Genomic DNA, 23,081 nt, shown 5'->3' on the forward strand with positions numbered 1-23,081 from the left:
CCCTACTCCCGCTCCATCGCCCGCCAGCCGATGTCCGTCCGGTGGAACCCGCCCGGCCAATCGATCTTCCTGATCGCCGCATAGGCCCGCTGGCGCGCCTCGGCGATATCCTTGCCGCGGGCGCAGACGTTCAGCACCCGTCCGCCGGCGGCGACCAGCTGGCCGTCGTCCTGTCGCCGGGTGCCGGCGTGGAAGACCTGCACATGCGGGCCGAAATTCTGCTCGGCCCCGCGGATGATCGACCCCTCCAGCGGGCTGTCGGGATAGCCGGTGGCGGCCAGCACCACGCAGATCACCGTCTCCGGCCGGAACTCGGGCGGCGCGACCCGGGTCAGGTCGCCGCGCGCGCAGGCCAGCAGAAGGGGCACGATGTCGCCGTCCAGCCGCATCATCAGCACCTGGCATTCCGGATCGCCGAAGCGGGCGTTGAATTCCACCACCTTCGGCCCCGCCTCGGTGGCCATGAGCCCGACGTACAGTACGCCGCGATAGGGCATGCCCTCGCGCGCCATCCCCCTCACCACCGGCCCGACCACGGTCCGTTCGGCCGCCTCGACGAGGTCCGGTGTGAAGACCGGGGCTGGCGAATAGCTGCCCATGCCGCCGGTGTTGGGTCCCAGGTCGCCGTCATAGGCGCGCTTGTGATCCTGCGCCCCGCCCAGCAGCAGCGCCCGCTGACCGTCGCACACGGCGAACAGCGAGCCCTCCTCGCCGTCCATGAACTCCTCGATCACCACCCGGGCGCCGGCCGTGCCGAAGCGGCCGCCCAACATCCGCTCGATCTCGCCCTCGGCCTCGCGCCGGTTAGGGCTGATGGCCACGCCCTTGCCCGCCGCCAGCCCGTCGGCCTTGATCACATAGGGCGGCTTGAACACCGACAGCGCCTGCCGCGCCTCGTGCAGCCGCTCGTAGACGCCGTAGCCGGCCGTCGGAATCTCGTGCCGTTCCATGAAGGCCTTGGAAAAGGCCTTCGAGGTCTCAAGCTGGGCCGCCTTCTTCGTTGGTCCGAAACAGGGAATGCCCGCCGAGGCCAGCCGGTCGGCCAGGCCGGCCTCCAGCGCAGTCTCCGGCCCCACGACGACCAGATCGGCCTTCATCTCGCGCGCCACGGCGGCGAGGCCGTCCGCGTCCGTCACCTTCAGCGCGACCCGCTCGCCCAGCTTGTCCATGCCCGGATTGCCCGGCGCGATGACCAGCCGCCGCACGAGGGGCGACTGGGCGATCTTCCACGCCAGGGCGTGCTCGCGTCCGCCCGATCCCACCAGCAGGATGTTCATCCCCGCGCAATGACCGCACCCGCGAAGGCGGTCAAGGCCGGCCGCCGTTGATCGGCTCCTGTTAACCCATGATGTTGCAAGTCGCCGCCGGTTGTGGATGAATGATCCCGTTCCGGTTACCAAACACTGGGAGGCGTGCCATGGGCGTGTTTCTGCAGTCTCTGAGGGACGGCGGTCCGTCCTACGCGGTCGAAAAATCCGACGATGGCTTCGCCGTCGTGCGCAAGCGCTCGGCGGATCGTGCGGCCTTCAACCGGCTCGCGCGCGAGGTGATGGAACATTCCGGCGACGACTATGTCGCCTTGCCCCGTTACGACGGCCCCACCAACTACGACCGCGTCTTCATCATCCCGATCGAGGGCTGACCTCGCGGGGCCGGATGGCGCCCCGCCCGGGATACTCCAGCTGCATCGCTACGACGTCCGCCGTGCGCCGTCCGTAGCGGCGCTCGACCCCTTGCAGGGCCGCTACGAGCGCCTGGGCCGGCGGCCGGTCGTCGATCGCCGGCAGGCGCCGCGCCGCCGGCCAGTCCGCCCCCGCCCGGTCGGGAAGGACGCGCACGCCGTTGCGGGTCGTCACCGGCCCGGCGGCGAACGACACCGCCCGGGACCGGTAGGTCCGCGACCAGGCGTCGGCGACCAGGGCCAGCGAGACCTCATCCATGCTGGGCGTAAGCTCCAGTCCCAGCGTCTCCCGGTTCCAGAAGGTCAGGGTGTTGCCAATCACCGTCAGGGCGAACGGCCGGTTGAACCTGAACGCCGCGCTGGCGTGCCGCGCGTCCCAGCGCGCCAGGCCGACCTCCCGCGCAACCGCCCCGGCCCGCTCCCGGCCGGCGATGGCCTCGATCAGGGTCAGCGCCATCGGCATCGAGGCGGTGATCCCCGTCGTCGTCGCCACGCCGCCGTCGACCACGATGCGCCGGTCGGCGACGTAGCGGATGTCCGGATGGTCCTTCCTCAGTCGCTTGAGGAAATACCAGTGGGTCGTGGCCCGCCGGCCGTCCAGCAACCCGGTCTCGGCGACCACCGTGGCCCCGGCGCAGACGCCGATGATGATCGCCCCGTCCGCCGCCTGCTTCCGGATCCACGCCAGCGCCGCGGGATCGTCGTTGCGGCTCATCGCCGGCACGATGACGTAGTCGGCCCCTTCAGGATACCGCGCGTCGAACTGCGCCGTGGTGGCGTGCGGCTCGACCGTCAGGGCCGGATACAGCGTCACCGGCCCCGGCCCGGTCGCCACCAGCATGACTTCGGCCACGTCGGCCCGCTTCAGGACGCCGTACGGCATCAGGTAGTCGGTGGTTTCGGTCGCGTCGTTGATGCCGATGATCGCCACCACCGGCCGCGCCCGCTTCGGCGGCTTCAGGGCCGCCAGCATGGCCTCCGCCTCGGCCCGCGGGACCGGTGGCGCCTCCGCCGCGGCCGGCGCCGGCGGCAGCGACAGGATCAGCGCCCCGCCGACCACGGCCGCCAGGGCCAGCACGCCCAGCCCGCCCCACACCGCGATCCGCCGTGTCATCGTCTTCGTCCTCTCGGCCCCCGATCTTGACACCCAGCCTAGGCCCGGGGTCTTCTGTCCGAAATGACATAGATCGGGCGAATCCTGCCATGCCGCGCGCCGTCGCCGTCGTCATCTTCCCCGGCTTCCAGCTGCTCGACGCGGCCGGCCCCGTCTCGGCCTTCGAGATCGCCGAACGCTTCCGCCCCGGCAGCTACGACCTGGCCCTGGTCGCGCCCGACGGCGGCGCGGTCGAAAGCTCCTCCGGCCTGACCCTCGCGGCGCGCCCGCTCGACGCCGCGCCCATCGACACCGTGGTCGTCTCCGGCGGCGACATCGGCGGCGCCCTGCCCGAGGCGCACCGCATCGTCGACTGGCTAAGGGCCGTTCCCGCCCGCCGCGTCGCCAGCGTCTGCTCCGGGGCCTTCCTGCTGGCCGAGGCCGGCCTGCTCGACGGTTGCCGCGCCACCACCCACTGGGATTCGAGCGACCACTTCGCCCGCCGCTATCCCAAGGTGACGCTGGACGCCGAGCGCATCTTCATCCGCGACGGCGACGTCTGGACCTCGGCCGGCATCACCGCCGGCATCGACCTGGCCCTGGCCATGATCGAGGACGACCACGGTCCCGCCCTCGCCCGCCGCGTGGCCCAGCAACTGGTCGTCCACCAGCGCCGTCCCGGCGGCCAGTCGCAGTTCTCGGCCCTCGTCGACCTGGGCGGCCGCACCGGCCGCTTCACCGACCTGATCGACTGGATGCGCGACCACCTGGCCGAGCCGCTGACCGTCGAGCGCCTCGCCGATCACGCCGCCATGAGTCCGCGCAATTTCGCCCGCGCCTTCACCGCCGAGACCGGGACCACCCCGGCCCGCGCCGTCGAGCGCCTGCGCCTCGAGATGGCCCGCACCGCCGTCGAGACCACGCCAGCGCCGCTCGAGCGCATCGCCGAATCCACCGGCTTCGGCGACCCCGGCCGTATGCGCCGCGCCTTCCTCCGCGCCTTCGGCCAGCCGCCCGGATCGCTCAGACGGGCCGCACGGCGGTAGCGGCTATTCCGGGAAGCCGGGCAGGCCGTGGCTCCACGGCTGGACATAGTGGCGGAACACCACCGACCGGCCGCCGGCCAGCGTGCGCTTCTCGTCGAAGAACCGCCGCCACGCCGCCACGGGCCCGGTCAGGATCATCTCCGGCCGGGTCTTCACATGCCTCAGCACCCGCAGCCCGTCGCCCTCGTACTCGCCGACCGCCGCCAGGATCGCCGCCTTCAGGTCGGCCCAGACCTGATCGCGCACGGTTTCCGCCCGCGGATCGGGTTTGGAAGGCCTGGTCAGGGCGTCGGTGAACCTCGCCGACAGCTCTACTTGGCGCCGGCCCTTGGCGGCGGCGAGGAAATCGTGGGTGGCGGGGTCCAGCATCACAGTCTGCTCTGGTTGGATTCCACGGAAGGATGACTGACGAACCCCCTACCCCAAGCGCCGGGTCCCGCGTCCTGACGAAACCTCTCCCATGGCGACAAGCCCGCCACGAAGAGGCCGACCGGCGGATTGGCCGATATCGCCCGCTTGATGTCATTCCGGACAGACCTGTATCCGGGATACCCTCACGGGCCCGGAGACGGGCAGGGACGTTCGAGGAAGGGGGCGGGTCGCTTGAAACATCTTGCCATCGCGGCGGCCCTGTTCCTGCCGCTCATCCTGTGGGAGCCGGCGACGGCGCAGTCGGCCGACAGCGACCGGATCGCGCGAATGGAGAGCGATCTGCCGCCCGCCGTGGTGCTGCGCGGCGTCGCCTCTCCCGGCCGCTCCCTTGCCGAAGCGATGTCCGCGCAGGGCGTCCCCGGGCTCAGCATCGCCTTCATCCGCAATGGCCGGGTCGTCTGGACCCGGCAGTACGGTGTGACGATCGCGGGAGGCGCGGCGGTCGGACCGGACACCCGGTTCCAGGCCGGGTCGATCAGCAAGGCGATCACCGCTCTGGGCGTCATGGCCCTGGTGGACGGTGGAGCCGTATCCTTGGACGAGGCCGTCAGCACGAAGCTGGAGACCTGGCGCCTGCCGGTCGACGACACGGCCTGGGAAGGGTCCGTGACCCTGGGCGCCCTGCTGTCCCATACGGCCGGAACGACCGTGCGCGGCTTCCCCGGCTATCCGGTCGACGGGCCGGTTCCGACCTTGCGCCAGGTCCTGGACGGCGCGCCGCCCGCAAATACGGAGGCCGTGCGGGTGACGACCCGCCCCGGGGCGGAGTGGCGATATTCGGGCGGTGGATACGAGGTGATCCAGCAATTGATCGAGGACGTCACCGACACCGCCTTCGCCCCCTGGATGGACGCGCAGCTGTTCCAGCCGCTCGGGATGACGCACAGCGGCTATGAGCACGAAGCGACCGGCGACCATGCCCAGGCGCACGACGGTCGCGGGCGGCCGGTCGCCGGTGGCCCCTTCATCTATCCCGAACAGGCCGCCGCCGGCTTGTGGACGACGCCCGGGGATCTGGCGCTGGCCCTGGGCGGCGTTCAGCGCGCCCTGTCCGGCGACGACGGCGAGACGGCCCGGCTCAGGGCCCGGCGTATGCTCGATGAAGTCAAACCCGGACGCGCCTTGGGCTTTGACGTGGGCGGGGCCGACGGGCGGCGCTGGTTCAGCAAGGGGGGCGACACCCAGGGCTTCGGCGCCTTCATGGTCGCGTTCGAATCCGGCGACGGGGTCGTCGTCATGGCCAACGGCGCCAACGGGCCGGTGCTGGCCCAGGACGTCGTGCGCGGTATCGCCGCCGCCTGGGACTGGGACGCGTTCAAGCCGCGCGAACGCACGGCCGTGCCGCTCGATTCCGCGCAGAGCGCGAGACTGGAAGGCCGCTATCGCTATCGCGACACCGGCGAATTCACGGTCCAGCGGGTGAATGGCCGTCTGACCCTGGGATCGCCGGGCGAGGATCCCGAACCGGCCTATGCCGCGTCTCCGGACGAGTTGTTCGGCCTGAGCCAGGACGCCGCCTTCCACTTCGATCCCGGCGATGGTCCGGCGCGGAGCGGCTACATCCAGCTGGGACAAACCCGCCTGCCGTTCCGGCGCATCGACTGAGAGCCTGCCTAGGGGGTCGCCGAAACCACGTCGGCCACCCGCTCCCCGTCGGCGAACACCGCGACGATGCTGCGGCTGTTCTCGATCCTTTCGAGAGGATTGCGCGCCAGCAGCACGAAATCCGCCTCATACCCCGGCGCGACGCGGCCGACCTGTTCCGGCCGTCGCAAGAAGGCGGCTCCGCCGACCGTTCCAGCCTGCAGCGCCTGGGCCGGCGTCAGCCCGGCCCGAACCATCCACGACAGTTCCTCGTGCGCCGAGTATCCGGGGAAGACGAAGGGGTTGCTGACGTCAGTGCCCAGCGCGATGGGCACCCCCGCCGCCGCCGCCCGCCTGAGGTTGTCGGAATTGTTGGCCAGATAGCCCAACGCCCCGGCCTCGTCCTCCGCCGCCGCCGCGAGGAAGGGCGGCGCGGTCAGGCTCTCGATCGCCGAGGGCTCGACCCCCGCCAGGGCATAGGGATCGGACTCCCGCTGCCCCCGGGCCCAGGTCAGGATGCCGTCGTACAGGGCGAAGGTCGCCACATAGGTCATCCGCTGTTCGGCCATGCGTCGCACCAGTTCGTCCGGCAGCCGGTCGGTCGGCCCGTGCATGATGCCGTCGACCCCGGCGTCCAGCGCGATCCGCACATGCTCCGAAGTGCTGATATGGGCGAACACCGGCAACGAACGGGCATGCGCCGCCTCGACCAGGGCGCGGATCTGCGCGTCCTCCAAGCGTGGCTTCGGATACCAGGGCGGCGGCCCGTCCTCGATGACGATCTTGATGGCGTCCACGCCCGCCGCCTGTTTGGCCGCGATCAGCGCGTCGATATCCGTGCCGGGCCTGAGCACGGTGACGCCGCGGGCCTCGGTGACCTCGGCCGGAACGTCGGGCGGCATGTTGAAGATGGTGGAGACCGGATGGCTCCCCGGCGCGGTGATCAGCGAACCTGTCCCGTACAGGCCGGGACAGCTGGCGACGGCGGCGCGGCAGCGTTCGCGCAGGGCCGGAAAGTCCGCATCGCCCGCGCCCGTCGCGCCCGGCACGAAAATGGTGGTCACGCCATAGCGCAGGAACTGGCGCAGCGCCCGCGCCCGCGTGGCGTCGCTCCCCGGCGCGATGCCTCCCTCGCCGACATGGGCGTGGACGTCGATCAGCCCGGCCATGGCGAAAAGGCCCGAGGCGTCGAGCCGAGGAACGCCGCCCGCTCCTCTCAGCGTCCCGGCCGGGACCATCGCCACGATCCGCCCGGCCTCGATCAGGATGTCGTGGGGATCGGAAGCGACGCCGTTTTCGGGATCGACGATCGACACGCCGGTGATGACCAGTGAACCGGCTGCGGCCGCGGGGGCCTCCACCCGCACCGCCGTCGGGGGGCCGACGAAGGATGGCGCGGCGGGCGCGCAGGATGCGCCCAGCAAGGCCAGCCACGGAAGTGCAATCGCCAGCGGACGCATCGGCATCTCCCTCGATGCGCCCAGCCTTATCGCACTCGCGTATCGTCGGCCAATGAAATGGCGCGATCGCCCTGGCGGCCCGGCGCTACCAGCCGGATCCCGCTTGCAGCGAAACCTCGACCCGCCGGTTGGCCGCGTCGTCGTGGGGGCGGCCGTCGAGCGGGCTGCTCGCCCCGTAGGTCTCGGTCGTGATCTCCCCATCGGGAACGCCGCGCACAACCAGATAGGAGCGGACGTTGTTGGCGCGGCGCTGGGCGAGGCCGACCGCATACTGCGGAGACTGCATTTCCGACTCCCCCAGGGTCGCGTGCCCCGCGACCCGGACGCTCATCCCGCCCTTCGGGTCATAGCGGCGCGCGAAGTCGTCCAGTTCGCCGCGGGCCCGTTGGGTGACCTCGTCGGAGTCCGCGAGGAAGGACAGCCTCAGCGGCGCGGACGCTTCCTGATGCGCCGCGGCGGGGGCTGACACGAGCATCACGGCGGTCAGGACAGCTGCGAAACGGCGCATGGGATTTCCTCTTCGATCCAATGACACCCTGCCGAATGTCCGGCCTGCTGCCAAGCGGACAGAACCTGACGGCGCGTTCAGAATGTCCTGCGTGGTGAAGTCACCCGCCGGAAGCCGACTGTTCATGGTTGTTGGGACTGCCGGCCAATGACAACCTTAAGTCGTTGACCGCGACCCTCCTTGCAACTACCATTGGTTGAGCAGCCCTGCTCGCTGAGGAGGATCGTGATGAAGTTGTTCCGCGTTTTAACCACGACAGGTCTGGCTGTGGCTTGCGCTCTGGCGTCCGGGCCGGCGCTGGCATTCCCGTCGCATGAACGGCATTGGGAATATTATGCCGACGCCTCCTTGAGCACGCTGGTGGGCGGGCGGGAAATGGACTGCTTCGGAGACGTTTACGTCTGGGGACAGCAAGGGCCGTATCAAGTCCTGGTCTATGAATTCCCGTGCGATCCTGAGGGCCCGATCCAGCCCTAGACGAACACCCCCTGTTAATTTTCGAACCTGTGCGGTCCGGTCGCCCTGTGGCGATCGGACCGCCGGCGGACTTTCAGCCCCGCCCCCGCTCTACCCCGTTTCCGTCGCCCGCTCCCCCCGCTAGTCTCTCCCGATGAGCGACGACTCCTACGTCTTCGAGGGCCCGGCCGACGAACCGGCGGCGCCCCGCGACAACAATCCGCCGCAGACGGTCTCGGAACTGTCGTTCGCCCTCAAGCGCACGCTCGAGGACCGGTTCGGCCATGTCCGGCTGCGGGGCGAGATCTCCAAGGTCAATCACCACGCCTCCGGCCACGTCTATCTGACCCTCAAGGACGACAAGGCGGCCATCGACGGCGTCATCTGGAAGGGCTCGGTGCGCGGCCTCGGCGTCCGTCCGGAGTCCGGGCTGGAGGTCATCGTCACCGGCAAGATCACCTCCTATCCGGCCCGCTCCTCCTATCAGATCGTCATCGAGACCATGGAGGCCGCCGGGGCCGGGGCCCTTCTGGCCCAGTTGGAGCGGCTCAAGGTCAAGCTGCAGGGCGAGGGCCTGTTCGACCCCGCCCGCAAGAAGCCGATCCCGACCTTCCCCGCCGTGATCGGCGTCATCACCAGCCCGACCGGCGCCGTGATCCGGGACATCCTGCACCGCATCGCCGAGCGCTGGCCCTGCCGCGTCATCGTCTGGCCGGTGGTGGTCCAGGGCGACGCCGCCTGCGGCCAGGTCTCCAACGCCATCCGCGGCTTCGACGCCCTGACGCCCGACGGCCCCATCCCCCGCCCCGACCTGCTGATCGTCGCCCGCGGCGGGGGCTCGGTCGAGGATCTGTGGTGCTTCAACGACGAGGGGCTGGCGCGCACCGTCGCGGCGGCGGCCATTCCGATCATCTCGGCCGTCGGGCACGAGACCGACACCACCCTGATCGATTTCGTCTCCGACCGCCGCGCCCCCACCCCGACCGGAGCGGCCGAGATCGCCACCCCGGTGCTGGTCGACCTGCGCGCCGCCGTGCTCGACCTCGACCGGCGGCTGGTCCGCGCCGGCGGGCGGCTGATCGAGGAGCGCCGCACCCGGCTGCGGGCGGTCGAGCGCGGCCTGCCCGTCCGTCCCGAGGATCTGCTGGCCCTGCCCCGCCAGCGGCTCGACCACGCCGGCAGCCGCCTCGGCTCGGCCCTGCACCGCAATGTCGCGGTGCATGAGCGCCAGCTGATCACCATCGCCGGCCGCCTGTCCCGCGGCGTGCTCGACCGCGCCCTGGAACGCCGCCGCGACCGCCTCGGCGCCGCCGCCGCGCGGTTTTCGCCCATCCTGCCCCGCCGGCTCGACCACGACCGCGCCCGCCTCGCCGCCCTCGCCCGCGCCCTCGCCAGCCTCGACCCGAAACGGCCCAAGCCCGGCTTCGCCCGCGTCGAGGCCGAGGATGGCGCCATGATCGCTCTCGCCGCCGCGCTTCAGCCCGGTCAGGCCGTCCGCCTCGTCTTCGCCGACGGCGCGCGCGGAGCCCGTATCGACGGCGACGGCGAGGCTCCACCAACGCCCCGCGGCAAACCGGCGCCCCCCGTCCGGCCCAAGGCTCCTCCACCCGGACAGGGCGACCTGTTCTGACGGGCGAAAGCCTTGGCGCCGCCTCCGCCGCCGGGCTAGCCTCCGATCATGGCCGACACCGACTCCGCCCCCGCGACCCTCCACTACGGCGATGGTGAATTCGTCGTGCTCAAGCCGGGACGGTTTGTCGTCTGCGCCGTCAGCGAGCGTCCCATCGCGCTCGAGGTGCTGCGCTACTGGTCGGTAGCGCTGCAGGAACCCTACGCCGGGGCCGGACAGGCCCTGCAGCGACTGGCCCCGTCGCGATGACCCCCGACCGCCGCGCCCTCCTCGCCGGAGCCGCGGCGCTGGCGGCCGCCGGTCCCGGCCGATCGCAAGCGAACGACCTCGCCCTGACTGGCCGTTTTGTCCAAGGCGGCCACGCCCTGGGCCGCACCTGGCCCCGGGCCCTGGTGTTCGTCGATGGAGAGGCCCTGACCGCCGCCTCGGCCGACGGCGCCTTCGTCGTCGGTTTCGACCGCGACGCCCCGGCCAGCATCGAGATCGAGGTCCGCGCCGACGGCCGCTCCGCCCGCCGCACGCTGACGATCGCGCCCGGCGACTTCGACATCACCCGCGTCGATGGCCTTCCGCCGGCGACGGTGACTCCGTCCGACCCGGCCCTTCTGCGGCGCATCGCCCGCGAGGTGGAGCTCAAGACCGAAGCTTTCGCCAGCCGCCTCGACGCCGACCATTTCCGCGACGGCTTCGTCTGGCCCCTCGAGGCGTTCCGGGTCAGCAGCCGCTGGGGCGCCCAGCGGGCTCTCAACGGCACGCCGGCCCGGCCGCACTACGGCGTCGACCTCGCCGCGCCGCAGGGAACCGTCATCCGCGCGCCCGCCGCCGGCCGCGTCGTCCTGGCCCAGCCGGACCTGCATTTCGAGGGCGGCCTCGTCCTCATCGACCACGGCCAGGGCCTGATCACCGCCTATCTGCACCAGTCCCGTATCGACGTCCGCGCCGGTCAGGACGTGCGCCCCGGCGATTCGCTCGGACGGGTCGGCATGAGCGGCCGCGCCACCGGTCCGCACCTGTGCTGGCGCCTGAAATGGCGCAACCGCAACATGGACCCATCGCTTCTGGTCCGAACCTGAGCGCGAGTAATCGGTTACGTGTTTCCTGATCAATGGTCAGTCATGGACCGGTAAGCTATCGGTCCCTAGCATCCTGCTTCCGCGCGCCAGAAGGCGCTTTTCCGGCCACCCTCAATGCCATCCCTCGCCGCCATCCAGGTCCTTCTCGTCGACGACAATCCCCACATGCGGGCCATCGCCTCAGCGGTGCTCAAGTCCGCCGGCATCCGCAAGGTGATCGAGGCGGCCGACGGCGGCGCGGCGCTGGAGATGCTGCGCCACAACGCGGTCGACCTGGCCCTCGTCGACTACAAGATGTTCCCGCTGGACGGCGTCGAGTTCACCCGTCTGGTCCGCAACAGCCCCGACAGCGTCAACCCGTATCTGCCGATCATCATGATGACCGGCCATTCGGGCAAGGAGCGTGTCTATGCGGCGCGCGACGCCGGCGTCACCGAATTTCTCGCCAAGCCGATCACCGCCAAGGCCGTCCTCGACCGTATCCACTCGGTGATCTGGAAGCCGCGGCCGTTCGTGAAGACCGAGGGCTATTTCGGGCCGGACCGACGCCGGGTGTCCCCGCCCGGCTACCGCGGCCCCTTCCGCCGCGCCACCGACGCCGCGCGCGAGCCGGCCGAGCCCGCCGACGCCGCCAGCCTCTAGGCCTCTTCCGCCTTCAGCGCCGCATAGACCCGGTCGGGCCAGCGCTTGTGCACCCAGAACCAGTCGACCGGGTTCTCGCGCACCCGATCCTCGATGAAGCGCGTGATCGCCTGCACCCCCCCGGCGATGTCGGCCGGCCGGTCGCCGGTCGGCTCGAGACGGATCGGCTCATAGACCGTCACCCGGAAGCGCACGCCCGGCAGCCGCGCCGTCGACATCGGCTGCAGCACCGTGCCGAACCTCAGCGCCAGCCGGCTCGGCCCCGGCGCCGCATTGACTGGCTGGCCGAAGAAGATCGCCTCCGGCCCTTCCGAGAATTTCTGGTCGTTCATCAGCGCCACCGACTCGCCTCGCGCCATGCCGGCCAGCAGCTCCCTCGCCCCGTCCCCGCCCTTGGGCGCGAACAGTTTGACCCCGTAACGCGCCCGCGCCGCGATGATCTGGGCGTCGACGTAGGGATTGTTGGCGGCGCGATAGGTGATCTGGCACGGCACGCCCGCGCCGACGATGGTGGCCGCCAGCGTCTCGATATTGGCGAAGTGGCCGCCGACGAAGACCACCGGCTCGCCGCTGTCGCGAATGGCCTCCAGCCGCTCCAGTCCGACCACCTCGATACGGTCCTCGGCCACCAGCCGGTCCATCACCGCCGTCTCGGCGAACGCCCGCCCGGTCTGCTCCCACTGGTCCAGCGCCAGCCGCTCGCGCTCCGCCGGATCCATGTCAGGAAAGGCGATGCGCAGGTTCCGCATCACCGTCTTCTGCGTCCCCGTCCTCGGCCCCAGCGTGCGCAGCAGCCAGCCGCCCAGCCCCGAGGCCCGCTCGACGCCCAGCAGCCGCATGAAGCCGACGAAGCCCGCGAACCCGACGCCCTCCAGCCGCCAGATCAGGTCCTGGCGGAGGCTGACGCGCGTCGGTTCGTCACCAGGCAATGGTGATCCCGCCGTCCACCACCAGCGTCTGGCCGGTCATGTAGCTCGACGCCGGCGAGGCCAGATAGACCGCCGCCCCGGCGATCTCGTCCGGCTGGCCGATGCGCTTCAGCGGCGCCGGATCGGTGACCTGCTTCAGCAGTGCGGGGTTGTCCCACAGGTATTTGGCGAAATCCGTCTGCACCAGGCCCGGTGCGATGCAGTTGACCCGCACGTTCGACGGTCCCCACTCCACCGCAAGGTTGCGCGCCAGCTGCATGTCGGCCGCCTTGGAGATGTTGTAGGCGCCGATCAGGGCGTTGCCGCGCAGCCCGCCGATCGACGAGACGATGATCACCGACCCCGCCTTCCGCTCCAGCATCTGCGGCGCGACCATCTGGATCAGCCAGTGGTTGGAGACCACGTTGTTCTGCAGGATTTTCCCGAACTGCTCGTCGTTGATCCCCGCCATCGGTCCCGCATAGGGATTGCTGGCGGCGTTGCAGACCAGGATATCGATCCGGCCGAAGGCGGCGTTGGTCTCGTCGACCAGCCGCTGCAGGTCCTCTTTCGAGGCGATGTTGGCCGGGACCGCGATGGCCCGCCCCTCGCCGTGCTTCGCGTTGATGGCCTGGGCGACCTCGTCGCACGGCCCCGGCTTGCGCGACGAGATCACCACGCGCGCGCCGTGCTCCGCCAGCCGCTCGGCGATGGCCTTGCCGATGCCGCGGGACGAGCCCGTGATCACCGCCACCTGGCCGCTCAGATCGAACAATTGCATCGTTAACCTCGAAGTCTGGGGAGAATCCGTGCACCAAGCCTAGGCGATCTGTCGTGATAACCCGATACTCGGGCGATTCCATCGGGGGAAGGCGGAACTACCGTTTCCATGCGCGTCCTGACTCAAGGCCTCCTGCTCTTCGGCTACATGTTCCTGGCCATGACGGTCGGCGTCTTCGTGTGGCGCGCGGGCCTCGGCGCCGGCGCGGGCGCGGCCGCCGGCATCGCCGGCCTTGGCCTGCTCGCGACCCTTCACACCTGGGTTTCCGGCAAGGCCGAGCGCGCCTCGCTCAAGAAGGAGATCGACCAGGTCCGCGAGGCCCACCGCCTGCTCGCCGACGCCATGGAGTCCACACAGGGGGCCCTGACCGATCTGGCCCAGGCCATCGAATCCGGCGCCCTCAGCTCGACCGAACAACTGTCCGGCGAGGTCCGCATGCTGGAATCGCTGATCCAGCAGATGAGCGAATCGATCGACCAGCGCATCGCCCAGCCGACCCCCGCCAACACCTTCGAGGCCCGCCACCGCGAGCAGTCCAACGTCCTGCTCCAGACCATCCACGAGGCCCTGGCCGAGAATCGCGTCGACCTCTACCTGCAGCCGGTCGTCTCCCTGCCCCAGCGCCGCACCATCTTCTACGAGAGCTTCACCCGCCTGCGCGCCGCCGACGACCGGGTGATGATGCCGGCCGAATACCTGTCGGTCGCCGAGGGCGAGGGCCTGGTCCCGGCCATCGACAACCTGCTGCTGTTCCGCTGCGCCCAGATCGTCCGCCGCCTGGCCCGTCAGGACCGCAAGGTCGGCGTGTTCTGCAACGTCGCCCTGTCCTCGCTCGGCGACGAAACCTTCTTCCCGCAGTTCCTCGACTTCCTCAGCGAGAACCGCGACCTCAACCAGGCGCTGATCTTCGAGCTGGGCCAAGCCAATTTCGACGCCCGCGGCGCCATCGAGGCCCGCAACATGGCCAAGCTGGCCGACCTCGGTTTCCGCTTCTCGATCGACAAGGTCCAGACTCTGGATCTCGACTTCGCCGACCTGCAGAGGTCCGACGTCAAGTTCATGAAGGTGTCGGCCGACCTGCTGATCGAGACCCTGCTCGAAACCGACGCCGCCTCGGCCCTGCCGACCCTGCGGGACATCTCCGCCGCCGACTTCGCCGGCCTGACCCGTCGCTACGGCATCGAACTGATCGCCGAGAAGTGCGAGACCGAGCGCCAGATCGTCGACATCCTCGAGCTCGACATCTCGGTCGGCCAGGGCCACCTGTTCGGCGAGCCGCGGGCCATCAAGGAGGCGGTGCTGGCCGAGACCGACCCACCGGCCGACTTCATCCGTTCGACCCTGCGCAGCGCCGATCAGCGGCGGCGGTTCGCCTGAACGGCCCTGACGTCACTTCGCCGGCGGCGCCCGCCGGTGCGCTCGGCACAGATCGCAGAACTCCCAACCCTCGCGCCGACGGTCCGTGCGCCAGCGGTGCCGCTTGCAACCCAGCCGCCTGACGAGCTTCCGAAACCAACGCAACTTGTAGATCTCCCGAACATCGGTCACCGGCCCCTAGCCGATGTCCGGAGACATACCAAGCCGCGGATGTGAATCCCCCACAGGTCTGGCCCGGCGGAACGGCCGTCGCGTGAAGGCGAGCGCCCGGGGGCGACCGTGACGGGTTCAGCCGGCCGGCGCGGGGGCCGGTGCCTGCGGTTGCGGCGGAACGTCCTCGGCCGGCGGCGTCAGTCCGGTCGCGCCCTCCGCAGCCGCGGCGCGCGACGCGGCCGCATCGGGTGTATCCGGCATCATCTCCGCCACGGCCTCGTTCTCGGGCTCCGGCGCGGACTGTGGATTGTTGCAGGCCCCCAGTCCGGTCGAGAGGCCGGCGGCCAGGGCGGCGGTCGTGAACACGGTCTTGAGCTGAGTCATCGGTGTCTCCGGTCAGACCCGACAACCGCCGCCGCCCGGGCTCGTTCCCTCACCAGCCCTGATAGCGGTCGCGCCAGTAAATCCGCTCGCGGCCGTAGCGATAGTCCGTGTTGTAGCCGCCGAAGCCATAGCCGCACGGATCGTCTTCCTCGGACAGGGTGTGTCCCAGCAGCGCTCCGGCCGCCGCACCGATGGCCGCGCCGCGCTCCCGGTCCTCACTTCCCGCCACCGCCGCGCCGATGGCGCCCCCCAGCAGCGCGCCGGCCGCCGTGGCCCGCTCCCGGTTCCGCGCGTAGTCGCGTTCGCACGCCGAGGCGTAGTCGTCCGTCGACGCGCAACTCGACAGCGTCAGGCCGCAGGCCGCCACCGCCGTCATGCTCAACAGGTACCGCATACCGCTTCTCCCTCAAGCCCCGCGCCCTGATGAACACCGGCGACCGCAGGAGCGTTCCGGCCGGACCACCCGCGTCCTTCTTGCGGGGAGAAGGTGGCCGGGCGCAGCGAGGCGCGGCCGCCGACGGTCGACGCCGTGCCGGATTACACAGTCGTAACCTTCCCAGCCTTGCACCCCCGCCCTCGCCCGCTAAGGTCCGGCGGCGTTTTGTGGCATCGGGGCGGAATTTCCATGCGTATCGGACTGTTGCTGGCCTCGGTCGCCGGCCTCTCTCTCATGGCCCAGGCCACGGCGGCCCAACAGAGCGTCGGCCCGATCGACCAGTCGAAGGGCTCGTTCGAGGACAAGTTCCGCCAGTTCGAGGGCGAGGACTGGCCGACCCCGACCGACTACCGCAACGCCTCGGGCGCGCCCGGCCACCGCTACTGGCAGCAGCAGGTCGACTACGACATCGACGTCTCGCTGGACGAGGCGCGGCGGACCCTGACGGGCCGCGAGGCGGTGACCTACACCAACAATTCGCCCGACGCCCTCGGCTACCTGTGGCTGCTGCTGGACCAGCAGAACTACCGCCGCGACTCCCTGGCCGAACGCAGCCGCACCTACCGCAATTCCGAGACCGTCAGCGTCAACGAGATCCAGCGCATCCGTCGCTTCCAGGACTGGGAGGGCGGCTTCAACGACCTGCGCGTGACCGGCCCCGACGGCCAGGCCGTGCCCTTCACCATCGTCGACTCGATGATGCGGATCGAGCTGCCCAGACCGCTGGCCACCGGTCAGAGCTTCGCCTTCACCATCGACTTCACCCTGCCCCTGCCGGAAACCAACGTGGTCGGCGGCCGCAGCGGCTACGAGTGCTTCACAAAGGCCCACGAGGACGGCAACTGCCTGTTCCTGGCGGCGCAGTGGTTCCCGCGGCTGGCGGTCTATTCGGACTACGAGGGCTGGCATAACGCCCAGTTCTTCGGCTCGGGCGAATTCACCCTCGAGTTCGGCGACTACGACGTCTCGATCACCGCCCCGACCGACCACGTGGTGGCGGCGACGGGAGTGCTGACCAACCCGGACATCCTCAGCGTCGAGCAGCGCGCGCGCCTCGACCGCTCCCGCACCGCCGACGAGCCGGTCTATATCGTCACCCCGCAGGAAGCCGCTGCGGCGGAGGCCCGCCCCGCCCGGTCGGGCACGCGGACATGGAACTTCAGCGCCGACAACGTGCGCGACTTCGGTTGGGCCTCGAGCCGCAAATTCATCTGGGACGCCATGGGCGTCGACCAGCAGAGCGCAGAGCATCCGGTGGTCATGGCCATGTCCTTCTATCCGAAGGAGGCCCGGCCGCTGTGGGACGCCTATTCGACGAAGTCGATCGCCCATACGCTCGATGTCTACAACCAGTTCGCCTTCACCTATCCCTACCCCACGGCCCAGTCGGTCAACGGGCCGGTCGGCGGCATGGAATATCCGATGATCACCTTCAATGGGCCCCGGCCCGTGCGGGCGGACGACGGGACCCTGACGTATACCGAACGGGCCAAGAACGGCCTGATCGGCGTGGTCATCCACGAGGTCGGCCACACCTATTTCCCGATGATCGTCAACTCGGACGAACGCCAGTGGACGTGGATGGACGAGGGGCTGAACAGCTTCCTGCAGTACCAGGCCCAGAAGCTGTGGGACCCCGCCTTCCCCTCGCGCGGCGAGCCCCGCGACATCGTCGAATACATGGTCAGCGAGGACCAGGTGCCGGTGATGACCCACTCGGACAGCCTGCTGCAGTTCGGCAACAACGCCTACGCCAAGCCTGCCACGGCGCTGGTCATCCTGCGCGAGACGGTGCTGGGCCGCGAGCTGTTCGACCGCGCCTTCCGCGAATATTCGCAGCGCTGGGCCTTCAAGCGACCGACGCCGTACGACTTCTTCCGCACCATGGAGGAGAGTTCGGGCGTCGATCTCGACTGGTTCTGGCGCGGCTGGTTCTATTCGACCGACCACGTCGACATTGCGCTGGAGGGCGTCACCGCCGCGGCCCTGGAGTCGGCCGACCCGGAGGTCCGCGCCCGCGCCGCCCGCGAGCGCTTCGCCGAAGAGCCGGTCCCGACCACCATCACCAACAACGCCGGCATCGAGACGGTGATCGAGCGCGATCCGGCGACGCGGGACTTCTACAACGAGACCGACCGGTTCACCGTCACGGCCCGGGAGCGTCGCGACGCCGAGGCCGCCGCCCGCAAGGCCGACGAAGAGCGCCGCGCGGCCCAGGGCTTCGACGACAACATCTACCGCTTCACCTTCCGCAACGTCGGTGGGCTGGTCATGCCGGTGATCCTCAAGCTGACCTACAGCGACGGCTCGAACGAGACGATCCGCATCCCGGCCGAGGTCTGGCGCCGCGACAGCCACGAGGTGGTCTGGCAGCACGTGTCGTCGAAGACGCTGACCGGGGCCGAGATCGACCCGCTGTGGGAGACCGCCGACGCCGACCGGAGCAACAACTACTATCCGCGCCGTATCGACGAGCGTTCGCTGCGTCTGTCGCCGGCGCCGCCGCCCGGCGAGAACCGGATGCGCGACTCCGACGTCGAGGTCAGCCCCGACTCCACCGCGACCCGCGTGCGGCGGCAATAGGATGTTCAGGCGCGCCCTCCTGACCGCCGCCCTGATCGCCGCACTGGCCACGCCGGCGATGGCCCATCGCGGCCATGCCGGACTGACGGTGATCGAGATCGACCCGATCTCCGGCGCCGTCAGCGTGACGCACCGGTTCGCGGCCCACGACGTCGAGCCGGCCCTGCCGAGCATCGCCCCGGAGGCCCAGCCCAGCCTGGACGATCCGCGGGCCGTGGCCGACCTCGAGGCGCATCTGAGGGCGCGCTTCCGGCTCTCGATCGACGGGACGGACGTCCCCGTCACCCACGCCGGCACCGACCTCGCCGCGGACAACATCCGCGTGGACTTCGCGGGCGAGACCGCCGACCGGGACATCCTGGCGGTGACGGTCGACCTCGACTTCTTCCCCGGCGTGCATGACGACCAGGAGCAGCAGGTCAATGTCCGGGTCGACGGCGTCACCCGCACGGTGGTGTTCCGCCCCGGCTCCGAAGCGCAGACGGTGACGTTCTAGTCCTCTTCCGCCGCCATCAGGTCGGCGGGATCGAAGTCGTAGTCGAGCAAGTCCTTCGGCTTGCAGTCCAGGGCGGCGCACAGCCTGGCCAAGGTCCGGAAACGGATGCCCTTCACCTTGCCCGAGCGGAACAGTGACAGCTGGGTCTCGCTCAGCCCGACCTCGGCGGCCAGGTCCCGGGCCTTGAGGCCCTTTTTTACAATCAGTTGGTCGAGGGTGACGCGGATCGGCATCAGATCATCTCGTCCAGCTCGGCCTGGACCTTGCCGGCCTGCTCCATGACCCCGCCGAGCAGGAACAGGGCTCCGCCGATCATGCCGAGCGTCATGCCGGCGACGTCGAAATACGCCCAGCCGCCCTGCCCATCTTCGATCAGACGGGAGACATTGGTGACGCCGAAGACGCTGAGGAGACCGCCGAAACCGAGCGCAAGGCCGACGCGCCGCAGGGCGGAGGCGAGGGTCGGCTGGATCAATCGACCTTTCGACAGCTGGCCCATCGCCGAACCGGTCGCCCAGACGGCGAACAGGTAGAAGACGGTCGGCAGGGCCCAAACCGCCTGGGTCAGCCAACGGCCGGCGACGTCCTCGCCCCGCAGGGTCAGCACCGCCGGCGCTATCACATGGATCAGGGCCAACAGGGCCCCGACGCTGATCACCATGAACACCGCCAGCCAGCGGAACTGGGCGCAGCGGCGGCGGAAGCGGGCGAGGTCCGTCTGGCTCACGGGGAAATCTCCGGATCGAAAGCTGTCTGATCTTTAATCTTGACTTAAAGACGCGGCGTTTGCAACTTTATGTCAGACTTAAACCAAACAAGAGCGCCGCCGATGATCGCCGCCATCGAAACCCGCGACCTGACCCGCCGCTTCAAACGCCATCTGGCGGTCGACTCCGTGTCGATGACGGTGCCGGACAAGGCGGTCTACGGCTTCCTCGGGCGCAACGGCGCGGGCAAGACCACGACGCTGAAGATGCTGCTGGGGCTGATCCGGCCGAGTGGCGGGGCGGCGCTGGTGGGCGGCGTCGACGTCGCCCGCGACCGGATCGGGGCGGCGCGAAAGGTCGGGGCCCTGCTGGAGGCGCACGGCTTCTACGGCAACCTGGCAGGGCGCGAGAACCTGGACCTGACCCGCAGCCTGCTGGGCCTCCCGAAGAGCGAGATCGACCGGGTGCTGGAGGTGGTCGAGATGCGTGAGCATGCGCGACGCCGGGTCTCGGACTATTCGCTGGGCATGCGGCAGCGGCTCGGGCTGGCGCGGGCCATGCTGGGCGCCCCGCCGGTGCTGGTGCTGGACGAGCCGACCAACGGGCTGGATCCGGACGGCATCGCCGACATGAGGCGGTTCCTGCGCGCCCTGCCCGAGCGGACCGGGGCGACGGTGCTGCTGTCCAGCCATTTGCTGGGCGAGATCGAGCAAACAGCGACCCATGTCGGCATCCTCAGCCACGGCGAGCTGGTGCTGGAGGGCGAGCTGGGGCGGCTGAAGGCCGATCTCGCCCCGGAGATCGCCCTGCAGACCGATGACGTCGTGCGGGCGACCGCCCTGGCCCGGGGGCGAGGCTTTGACGTGCTCGCGACCGACGACGGGCTGGTCGCGCGGCTGAGGCCGGGCGAGGACGCCCGCACCGCCTCGGCGGCGCTGAACCGGGCCCTCAATGAAGCGGACATCGCCGTCTTCGCCATCGGCGCGCGGTCGCGCTCGCTGGAAGGCATCTACCGCGAGGTGTCGCCGCCCGTCCCTGTCGTCAACGCCGAGCCGGAGTTCGCCTGATGTCCGCCCTCCCTCCCAACACGCCCCTGTTCGCGCCGCTGTTCGTCGAGGCGCGCAAGCTGAACCGCTCGCTGGCCGCCGTGCTGGCCGTGGCCGCGCCGTCTCTGATCGCCATCTTCGTCTTCTTCAACATGCTGCGCGGCAAGGCGCCGGCGCCGTGGGACATGTGGATGATCAACGCCGCGGCGATCTGGGCCATTTTCATGCTGCCGATGAGCGTGACCGCCCTGACGGCGCTGGTGGCCCACATGGAGCACGGGCCGAGGTCGTGGGATCACCTGCGCGCCCTGCCCCTGCCCCGCTGGCGGCTGTACGCCGCCAAGGCGGCCTGCGTGCTGGGAGTCGTGGCGCTGATGAGCGCGGCCGTGCTGGCGATGACCTGGGGCGCGGTGACGTTGGCGGCCGCGGTCAAACCCCAGCTTGAGCCGACCGGGGCCTTCGAGCTGGCGCGCTACGCCTCGCTGATGGGAAAGATGTATCTCGCCGCCCTGCTGATGATCGCGATCCAGCTGTGGGTCGCGCTGCGTTTCGCCAGCTTCGTGCCGGCGCTTGCGGTCGGGATCGGCGGGACCTTCTTTTCGGTCGTGGCGACGTCAGCGAAACAGGGCGTCTTCTTCCCGTGGCAGATGCCGGTGAACATGCTGGCCACCGAGGCCTGGCGAATGGAGACGGCCCTGGGACTGGGGCTCGGACTGGGCGCGGTCGTGCTGATCGGCGCCCTCGCACACCTGAGCCGGCGCGAGGTGCTCTGAACCGACCCGGTCCTCGCGCATCAGCACGGCGAGCGCTGCGCCTCCGGCCATCAGGACGATCATCGCCGACTCCGTTCATTGCGAACCGTTCGCAGATTGCGCGGGAGTGGCGGGCGTGGCAAGCCCGAAGCGTCGGTGGCGACTGACGGGAGCATCACCCATGCGTGAGGACGGCAAGCTGGACTATCTCGAACTGCCCGGTGGCGACCTGCCCGCGAGCAAGACCTTCTATGGCGCGGCCTTCGGCTGGAAATTCCTCGACTACGGGCCGGAATACGCGGCTTTCGACGAGGGGCTGGACGGCGGCTTCGACGCTCAGGCGGAGGCGACGCGCACGCCCCTACCGGTGCTGTTCGCCCACGATCTGCCGGCCATGCTGGCCAGGGTCGAGGCGGCGGGCGGGACGATCGTCAAGCCGATCTTCGCCTTCCCCGGCGGGCGCCGGTTCCACTTCCGCGACCCGGCGGGCAACGAGCTGGCGGTGTGGTCGGAGACCTGACCCCGCCCGGCAAGAGCTGTGGCGACTGCGGCCTGTGCTGCAAGCTGATGGGGGTGACGGCGCTCGAAAAGCCCGCGGGCAAATGGTGCCGTCACTTCTCGAAAGCGGGCGGCTGCGCGGTCTATGTCGACCGGCCCGGCGATTGCCGGGTGTTCAACTGCCTGTGGCTGCTGACCGACGCGCTGGACGAGACGTGGAAGCCCACGACAGCAGGCTTCGTCCTGCACAGCGAACAGGGCGGCGCGCGCCTGATCGTCGAATCCGATCCGGCCCGGCCGCACGACTGGCGACGCGAGCCCTATCAGTCGACGCTGCGGCGCTGGGCGGCGACGGCCGGCCAGGAGGTGCTCGTCTTCGCCGGTCAGCGGGGCGTGCGGCTGGGACAGGCCGACACGCCGGTTCGCCGGGTCTAGCGCACGTCGACCGACTGGGCGATGCGTTCGGCCAGGGCGCGGTCGGCGCCCTCGAGGCTCATGGTCCAGACGTGGACTTCTCGAGGGGCGTCAGGGCGCTGGAACAGATGTTCGCGGGCATGGCGCACGCCGCTCTCGGTCGACACCACGGAAGCACGACCGCCCGCCTCGATCATCTGGCCGCTGTAGATCGGAAACTGGGACGCCGGGCCGGCGTAGATCATGGCGAACGACTGGCCGCCGCGCCGGATCGTATAGATCCGGAAGTCCGGACCCGGCCGGCCGGTGACGATCTCAAACCCGGACGGCAGGTCGACGGTGAACGGCAGGGCGGCGCGGGCGGCGGAGTCCAGCACGGCCACGGCGGCGACGGACGGCGGCGGCGGCGGGGCCTCGGCCGGCGCGACGGGCGCGGAGGTCGGCGACGGCTCCGTGCGGACAGGCGCGGTCGGGCGGGGCGTCGCGGTGGGTCCCGCGGCGCTTTCGGGCGGCGTTATCGGGGCCGTGCGCGGCCTCGGGGCCGGCTCAACCACGCGGGACGGCCGTGATTCCGGTGTCGTGGCGGACGGCGCGGCGGCGGGAGCCGGCGCCGCGGCCCGGGGCGCCGGCGCGGGCGCGGACGGCGCCGGCGTCACCGGGCGCGCCAGATACTCCTCGATGGTCGGCGGACCGCTGTTGAGGTCGCGCGTAAGGTCGCTGGCCGAGGCCCCGGAAGCAGGCGGGTCCTGGGGCGTAGTCTGGGCATGGGATACACCGGGGACGACGGCGAGCAGGAGGGCGGCGGCTGTCAGGACGGTTCTCTTCATGCCCTGACCTTCTCCCTTCAACCCGCGAACGGCAAGGCCCTGAGCACATAGGCCACGACGGCGGTGGCTGCGGAGGCGGCGACGGCGAGGCCCGCGAACCAGGCCAGTCGCTTC

27 protein-coding genes are annotated in these 23,081 nt (G+C 70.3%); 15 read left to right on the plus strand and 12 right to left on the minus strand.

The window, feature by feature from the left end:
• Nucleotides 1-2: 2 nt before the first annotated feature.
• Nucleotides 3-1,277, minus strand: a complete 1,275-nt coding sequence (gene purD / locus ACSQ1L_RS05340) for a phosphoribosylamine--glycine ligase (protein WP_435992692.1) — start codon at nt 1,275-1,277, stop codon at nt 3-5.
• A 140-nt stretch (nt 1,278-1,417) separates the two neighbouring features.
• Here purD and ACSQ1L_RS05345 point away from each other — a divergent pair, with 140 nt between their 5' ends.
• Nucleotides 1,418-1,642, plus strand: a complete 225-nt coding sequence (locus ACSQ1L_RS05345) for a hypothetical protein (RefSeq protein WP_435992694.1) — start codon at nt 1,418-1,420, stop codon at nt 1,640-1,642.
• Here the strand turns inward: ACSQ1L_RS05345 and ACSQ1L_RS05350 are convergent.
• On the minus strand, nt 1,623-2,795 hold the full coding sequence (locus ACSQ1L_RS05350) for a DJ-1/PfpI family protein (protein WP_435992696.1): 1,173 nt from the start codon (nt 2,793-2,795) through the stop codon (nt 1,623-1,625). The genes ACSQ1L_RS05345 and ACSQ1L_RS05350 overlap by 20 nt on opposite strands.
• An 89-nt stretch (nt 2,796-2,884) precedes the next feature.
• On the opposite strand from ACSQ1L_RS05350, the gene ACSQ1L_RS05355 reads away from it, so the two are divergent.
• Nucleotides 2,885-3,820 (plus strand): GlxA family transcriptional regulator, encoded by a 936-nt coding sequence (locus tag ACSQ1L_RS05355; RefSeq protein ID WP_435992698.1) that lies wholly within the window; start codon nt 2,885-2,887, stop codon nt 3,818-3,820.
• Nucleotides 3,821-3,823: 3 nt separating this feature from the next.
• Here ACSQ1L_RS05355 and ACSQ1L_RS05360 read toward each other — a convergent pair whose 3' ends face one another.
• A complete protein-coding gene (locus ACSQ1L_RS05360) occupies nt 3,824-4,189 on the minus strand; it encodes a hypothetical protein (RefSeq protein WP_435992700.1) in 366 nt (121 codons plus the stop codon).
• A 234-nt stretch (nt 4,190-4,423) separates the two neighbouring features.
• On the opposite strand from ACSQ1L_RS05360, the gene ACSQ1L_RS05365 reads away from it, so the two are divergent.
• Nucleotides 4,424-5,857 (plus strand): serine hydrolase domain-containing protein, encoded by a 1,434-nt coding sequence (locus ACSQ1L_RS05365; RefSeq protein ID WP_435992705.1) that lies wholly within the window; start codon nt 4,424-4,426, stop codon nt 5,855-5,857.
• 8 nt (nt 5,858-5,865) lie between these two features.
• On the opposite strand, the gene ACSQ1L_RS05370 is transcribed toward ACSQ1L_RS05365, so the two are convergent.
• Both ACSQ1L_RS05370 and ACSQ1L_RS05375 read right to left on the minus strand, forming a co-directional pair.
• On the minus strand, nt 5,866-7,296 hold the full coding sequence (locus ACSQ1L_RS05370; RefSeq protein WP_435992707.1) for an amidohydrolase family protein: 1,431 nt from the start codon (nt 7,294-7,296) through the stop codon (nt 5,866-5,868).
• A gap of 85 nt (nt 7,297-7,381) precedes the next feature.
• Nucleotides 7,382-7,804 carry an OmpA family protein gene (locus tag ACSQ1L_RS05375; RefSeq protein WP_435992709.1) on the minus strand — a complete coding sequence of 141 codons (423 nt, stop codon included), beginning with the start codon at nt 7,802-7,804 and terminating at the stop codon, nt 7,382-7,384.
• A 228-nt stretch (nt 7,805-8,032) separates the two neighbouring features.
• Here ACSQ1L_RS05375 and ACSQ1L_RS05380 point away from each other — a divergent pair, with 228 nt between their 5' ends.
• The 5 genes from ACSQ1L_RS05380 (at nt 8,033) to ACSQ1L_RS05400 (ending at nt 11,605) form a co-directional block, all read left to right on the plus strand.
• Nucleotides 8,033-8,281: a DUF6289 family protein gene (locus tag ACSQ1L_RS05380; RefSeq protein ID WP_435992711.1), complete on the plus strand. Its 249-nt coding sequence runs from the start codon at nt 8,033-8,035 to the stop codon at nt 8,279-8,281.
• Nucleotides 8,282-8,414: 133 nt separating this feature from the next.
• On the plus strand, nt 8,415-9,890 hold the full coding sequence (gene xseA, locus ACSQ1L_RS05385; RefSeq protein WP_435992713.1) for an exodeoxyribonuclease VII large subunit: 1,476 nt from the start codon (nt 8,415-8,417) through the stop codon (nt 9,888-9,890).
• 48 nt (nt 9,891-9,938) lie between these two features.
• Nucleotides 9,939-10,139, plus strand: coding sequence for a DUF2093 domain-containing protein (locus ACSQ1L_RS05390; protein WP_435992715.1), 201 nt, complete (start codon nt 9,939-9,941; stop codon nt 10,137-10,139).
• On the plus strand, nt 10,136-10,963 hold the full coding sequence (locus ACSQ1L_RS05395) for a M23 family metallopeptidase (protein WP_435992717.1): 828 nt from the start codon (nt 10,136-10,138) through the stop codon (nt 10,961-10,963). Before ACSQ1L_RS05390 ends, ACSQ1L_RS05395 begins: the two co-directional genes overlap by 4 nt.
• 114 nt (nt 10,964-11,077) lie before the next feature.
• Nucleotides 11,078-11,605 (plus strand): response regulator, encoded by a 528-nt coding sequence (locus tag ACSQ1L_RS05400; protein ID WP_435992719.1) that lies wholly within the window; start codon nt 11,078-11,080, stop codon nt 11,603-11,605.
• On the opposite strand, the gene ACSQ1L_RS05405 is transcribed toward ACSQ1L_RS05400, so the two are convergent.
• Nucleotides 11,602-12,444, minus strand: coding sequence for a lysophospholipid acyltransferase family protein (locus tag ACSQ1L_RS05405; protein ID WP_435993651.1), 843 nt, complete (start codon nt 12,442-12,444; stop codon nt 11,602-11,604). The genes ACSQ1L_RS05400 and ACSQ1L_RS05405 overlap by 4 nt on opposite strands.
• 79 nt (nt 12,445-12,523) lie before the next feature.
• Complete coding sequence (locus ACSQ1L_RS05410; RefSeq protein ID WP_435992721.1) at nt 12,524-13,294, minus strand: SDR family NAD(P)-dependent oxidoreductase; 771 nt, start codon at nt 13,292-13,294, stop codon at nt 12,524-12,526.
• 108 nt (nt 13,295-13,402) lie between these two features.
• Between ACSQ1L_RS05410 and tipF the strand changes: the two genes are divergently transcribed.
• A complete protein-coding gene (gene tipF, locus ACSQ1L_RS05415; protein WP_435992723.1) occupies nt 13,403-14,671 on the plus strand; it encodes a flagella assembly cyclic-di-GMP phosphodiesterase TipF in 1,269 nt (422 codons plus the stop codon).
• A 288-nt stretch (nt 14,672-14,959) separates the two neighbouring features.
• Here tipF and ACSQ1L_RS05420 read toward each other — a convergent pair whose 3' ends face one another.
• Nucleotides 14,960-15,208, minus strand: a complete 249-nt coding sequence (locus ACSQ1L_RS05420) for a hypothetical protein (RefSeq protein ID WP_435992725.1) — start codon at nt 15,206-15,208, stop codon at nt 14,960-14,962.
• Nucleotides 15,209-15,257: 49 nt separating this feature from the next.
• A complete protein-coding gene (locus ACSQ1L_RS05425) occupies nt 15,258-15,602 on the minus strand; it encodes a glycine zipper 2TM domain-containing protein (RefSeq protein ID WP_435992727.1) in 345 nt (114 codons plus the stop codon).
• A gap of 231 nt (nt 15,603-15,833) precedes the next feature.
• Between ACSQ1L_RS05425 and ACSQ1L_RS05430 the strand changes: the two genes are divergently transcribed.
• Nucleotides 15,834-18,227: a M1 family metallopeptidase gene (locus tag ACSQ1L_RS05430; protein ID WP_435992729.1), complete on the plus strand. Its 2,394-nt coding sequence runs from the start codon at nt 15,834-15,836 to the stop codon at nt 18,225-18,227.
• A 1-nt stretch (nt 18,228) separates the two neighbouring features.
• Complete coding sequence (locus tag ACSQ1L_RS05435) at nt 18,229-18,723, plus strand: DUF6702 family protein (protein ID WP_435992731.1); 495 nt, start codon at nt 18,229-18,231, stop codon at nt 18,721-18,723.
• Here ACSQ1L_RS05435 and ACSQ1L_RS05440 read toward each other — a convergent pair.
• Entirely contained in the window at nt 18,720-18,956 is a 237-nt protein-coding gene (locus ACSQ1L_RS05440) for a helix-turn-helix domain-containing protein (protein ID WP_435992733.1), read from the minus strand. The genes ACSQ1L_RS05435 and ACSQ1L_RS05440 overlap by 4 nt on opposite strands.
• Nucleotides 18,956-19,450, minus strand: a complete 495-nt coding sequence (locus ACSQ1L_RS05445) for a DUF2975 domain-containing protein (RefSeq protein ID WP_435992735.1) — start codon at nt 19,448-19,450, stop codon at nt 18,956-18,958. The genes ACSQ1L_RS05440 and ACSQ1L_RS05445 overlap by 1 nt, the downstream gene beginning before the upstream one ends.
• A gap of 102 nt (nt 19,451-19,552) precedes the next feature.
• On the opposite strand from ACSQ1L_RS05445, the gene ACSQ1L_RS05450 reads away from it, so the two are divergent.
• The 4 genes from ACSQ1L_RS05450 (at nt 19,553) to ACSQ1L_RS05465 (ending at nt 22,161) form a co-directional block, all read left to right on the plus strand.
• Complete coding sequence (locus tag ACSQ1L_RS05450) at nt 19,553-20,497, plus strand: ABC transporter ATP-binding protein (RefSeq protein ID WP_435992737.1); 945 nt, start codon at nt 19,553-19,555, stop codon at nt 20,495-20,497.
• A 26-nt stretch (nt 20,498-20,523) separates the two neighbouring features.
• Nucleotides 20,524-21,249 carry an ABC transporter permease gene (locus ACSQ1L_RS05455; RefSeq protein WP_435993653.1) on the plus strand — a complete coding sequence of 242 codons (726 nt, stop codon included), beginning with the start codon at nt 20,524-20,526 and terminating at the stop codon, nt 21,247-21,249.
• Nucleotides 21,250-21,409: 160 nt separating this feature from the next.
• Nucleotides 21,410-21,748 carry a VOC family protein gene (locus ACSQ1L_RS05460; protein ID WP_435992739.1) on the plus strand — a complete coding sequence of 113 codons (339 nt, stop codon included), beginning with the start codon at nt 21,410-21,412 and terminating at the stop codon, nt 21,746-21,748.
• Nucleotides 21,733-22,161: a YkgJ family cysteine cluster protein gene (locus tag ACSQ1L_RS05465; protein WP_435992741.1), complete on the plus strand. Its 429-nt coding sequence runs from the start codon at nt 21,733-21,735 to the stop codon at nt 22,159-22,161. Before ACSQ1L_RS05460 ends, ACSQ1L_RS05465 begins: the two co-directional genes overlap by 16 nt.
• Here ACSQ1L_RS05465 and ACSQ1L_RS05470 read toward each other — a convergent pair.
• Complete coding sequence (locus ACSQ1L_RS05470) at nt 22,158-22,967, minus strand: hypothetical protein (RefSeq protein ID WP_435992743.1); 810 nt, start codon at nt 22,965-22,967, stop codon at nt 22,158-22,160. The two genes, ACSQ1L_RS05465 and ACSQ1L_RS05470, sit on opposite strands and share 4 nt — an antisense overlap.
• Nucleotides 22,968-23,081 lie beyond the last annotated feature (114 nt).

It is taken from the genome of Brevundimonas sp. LjRoot202 (assembly GCF_964253355.1).
Lineage (GTDB): Bacteria > Pseudomonadota > Alphaproteobacteria > Caulobacterales > Caulobacteraceae > Brevundimonas.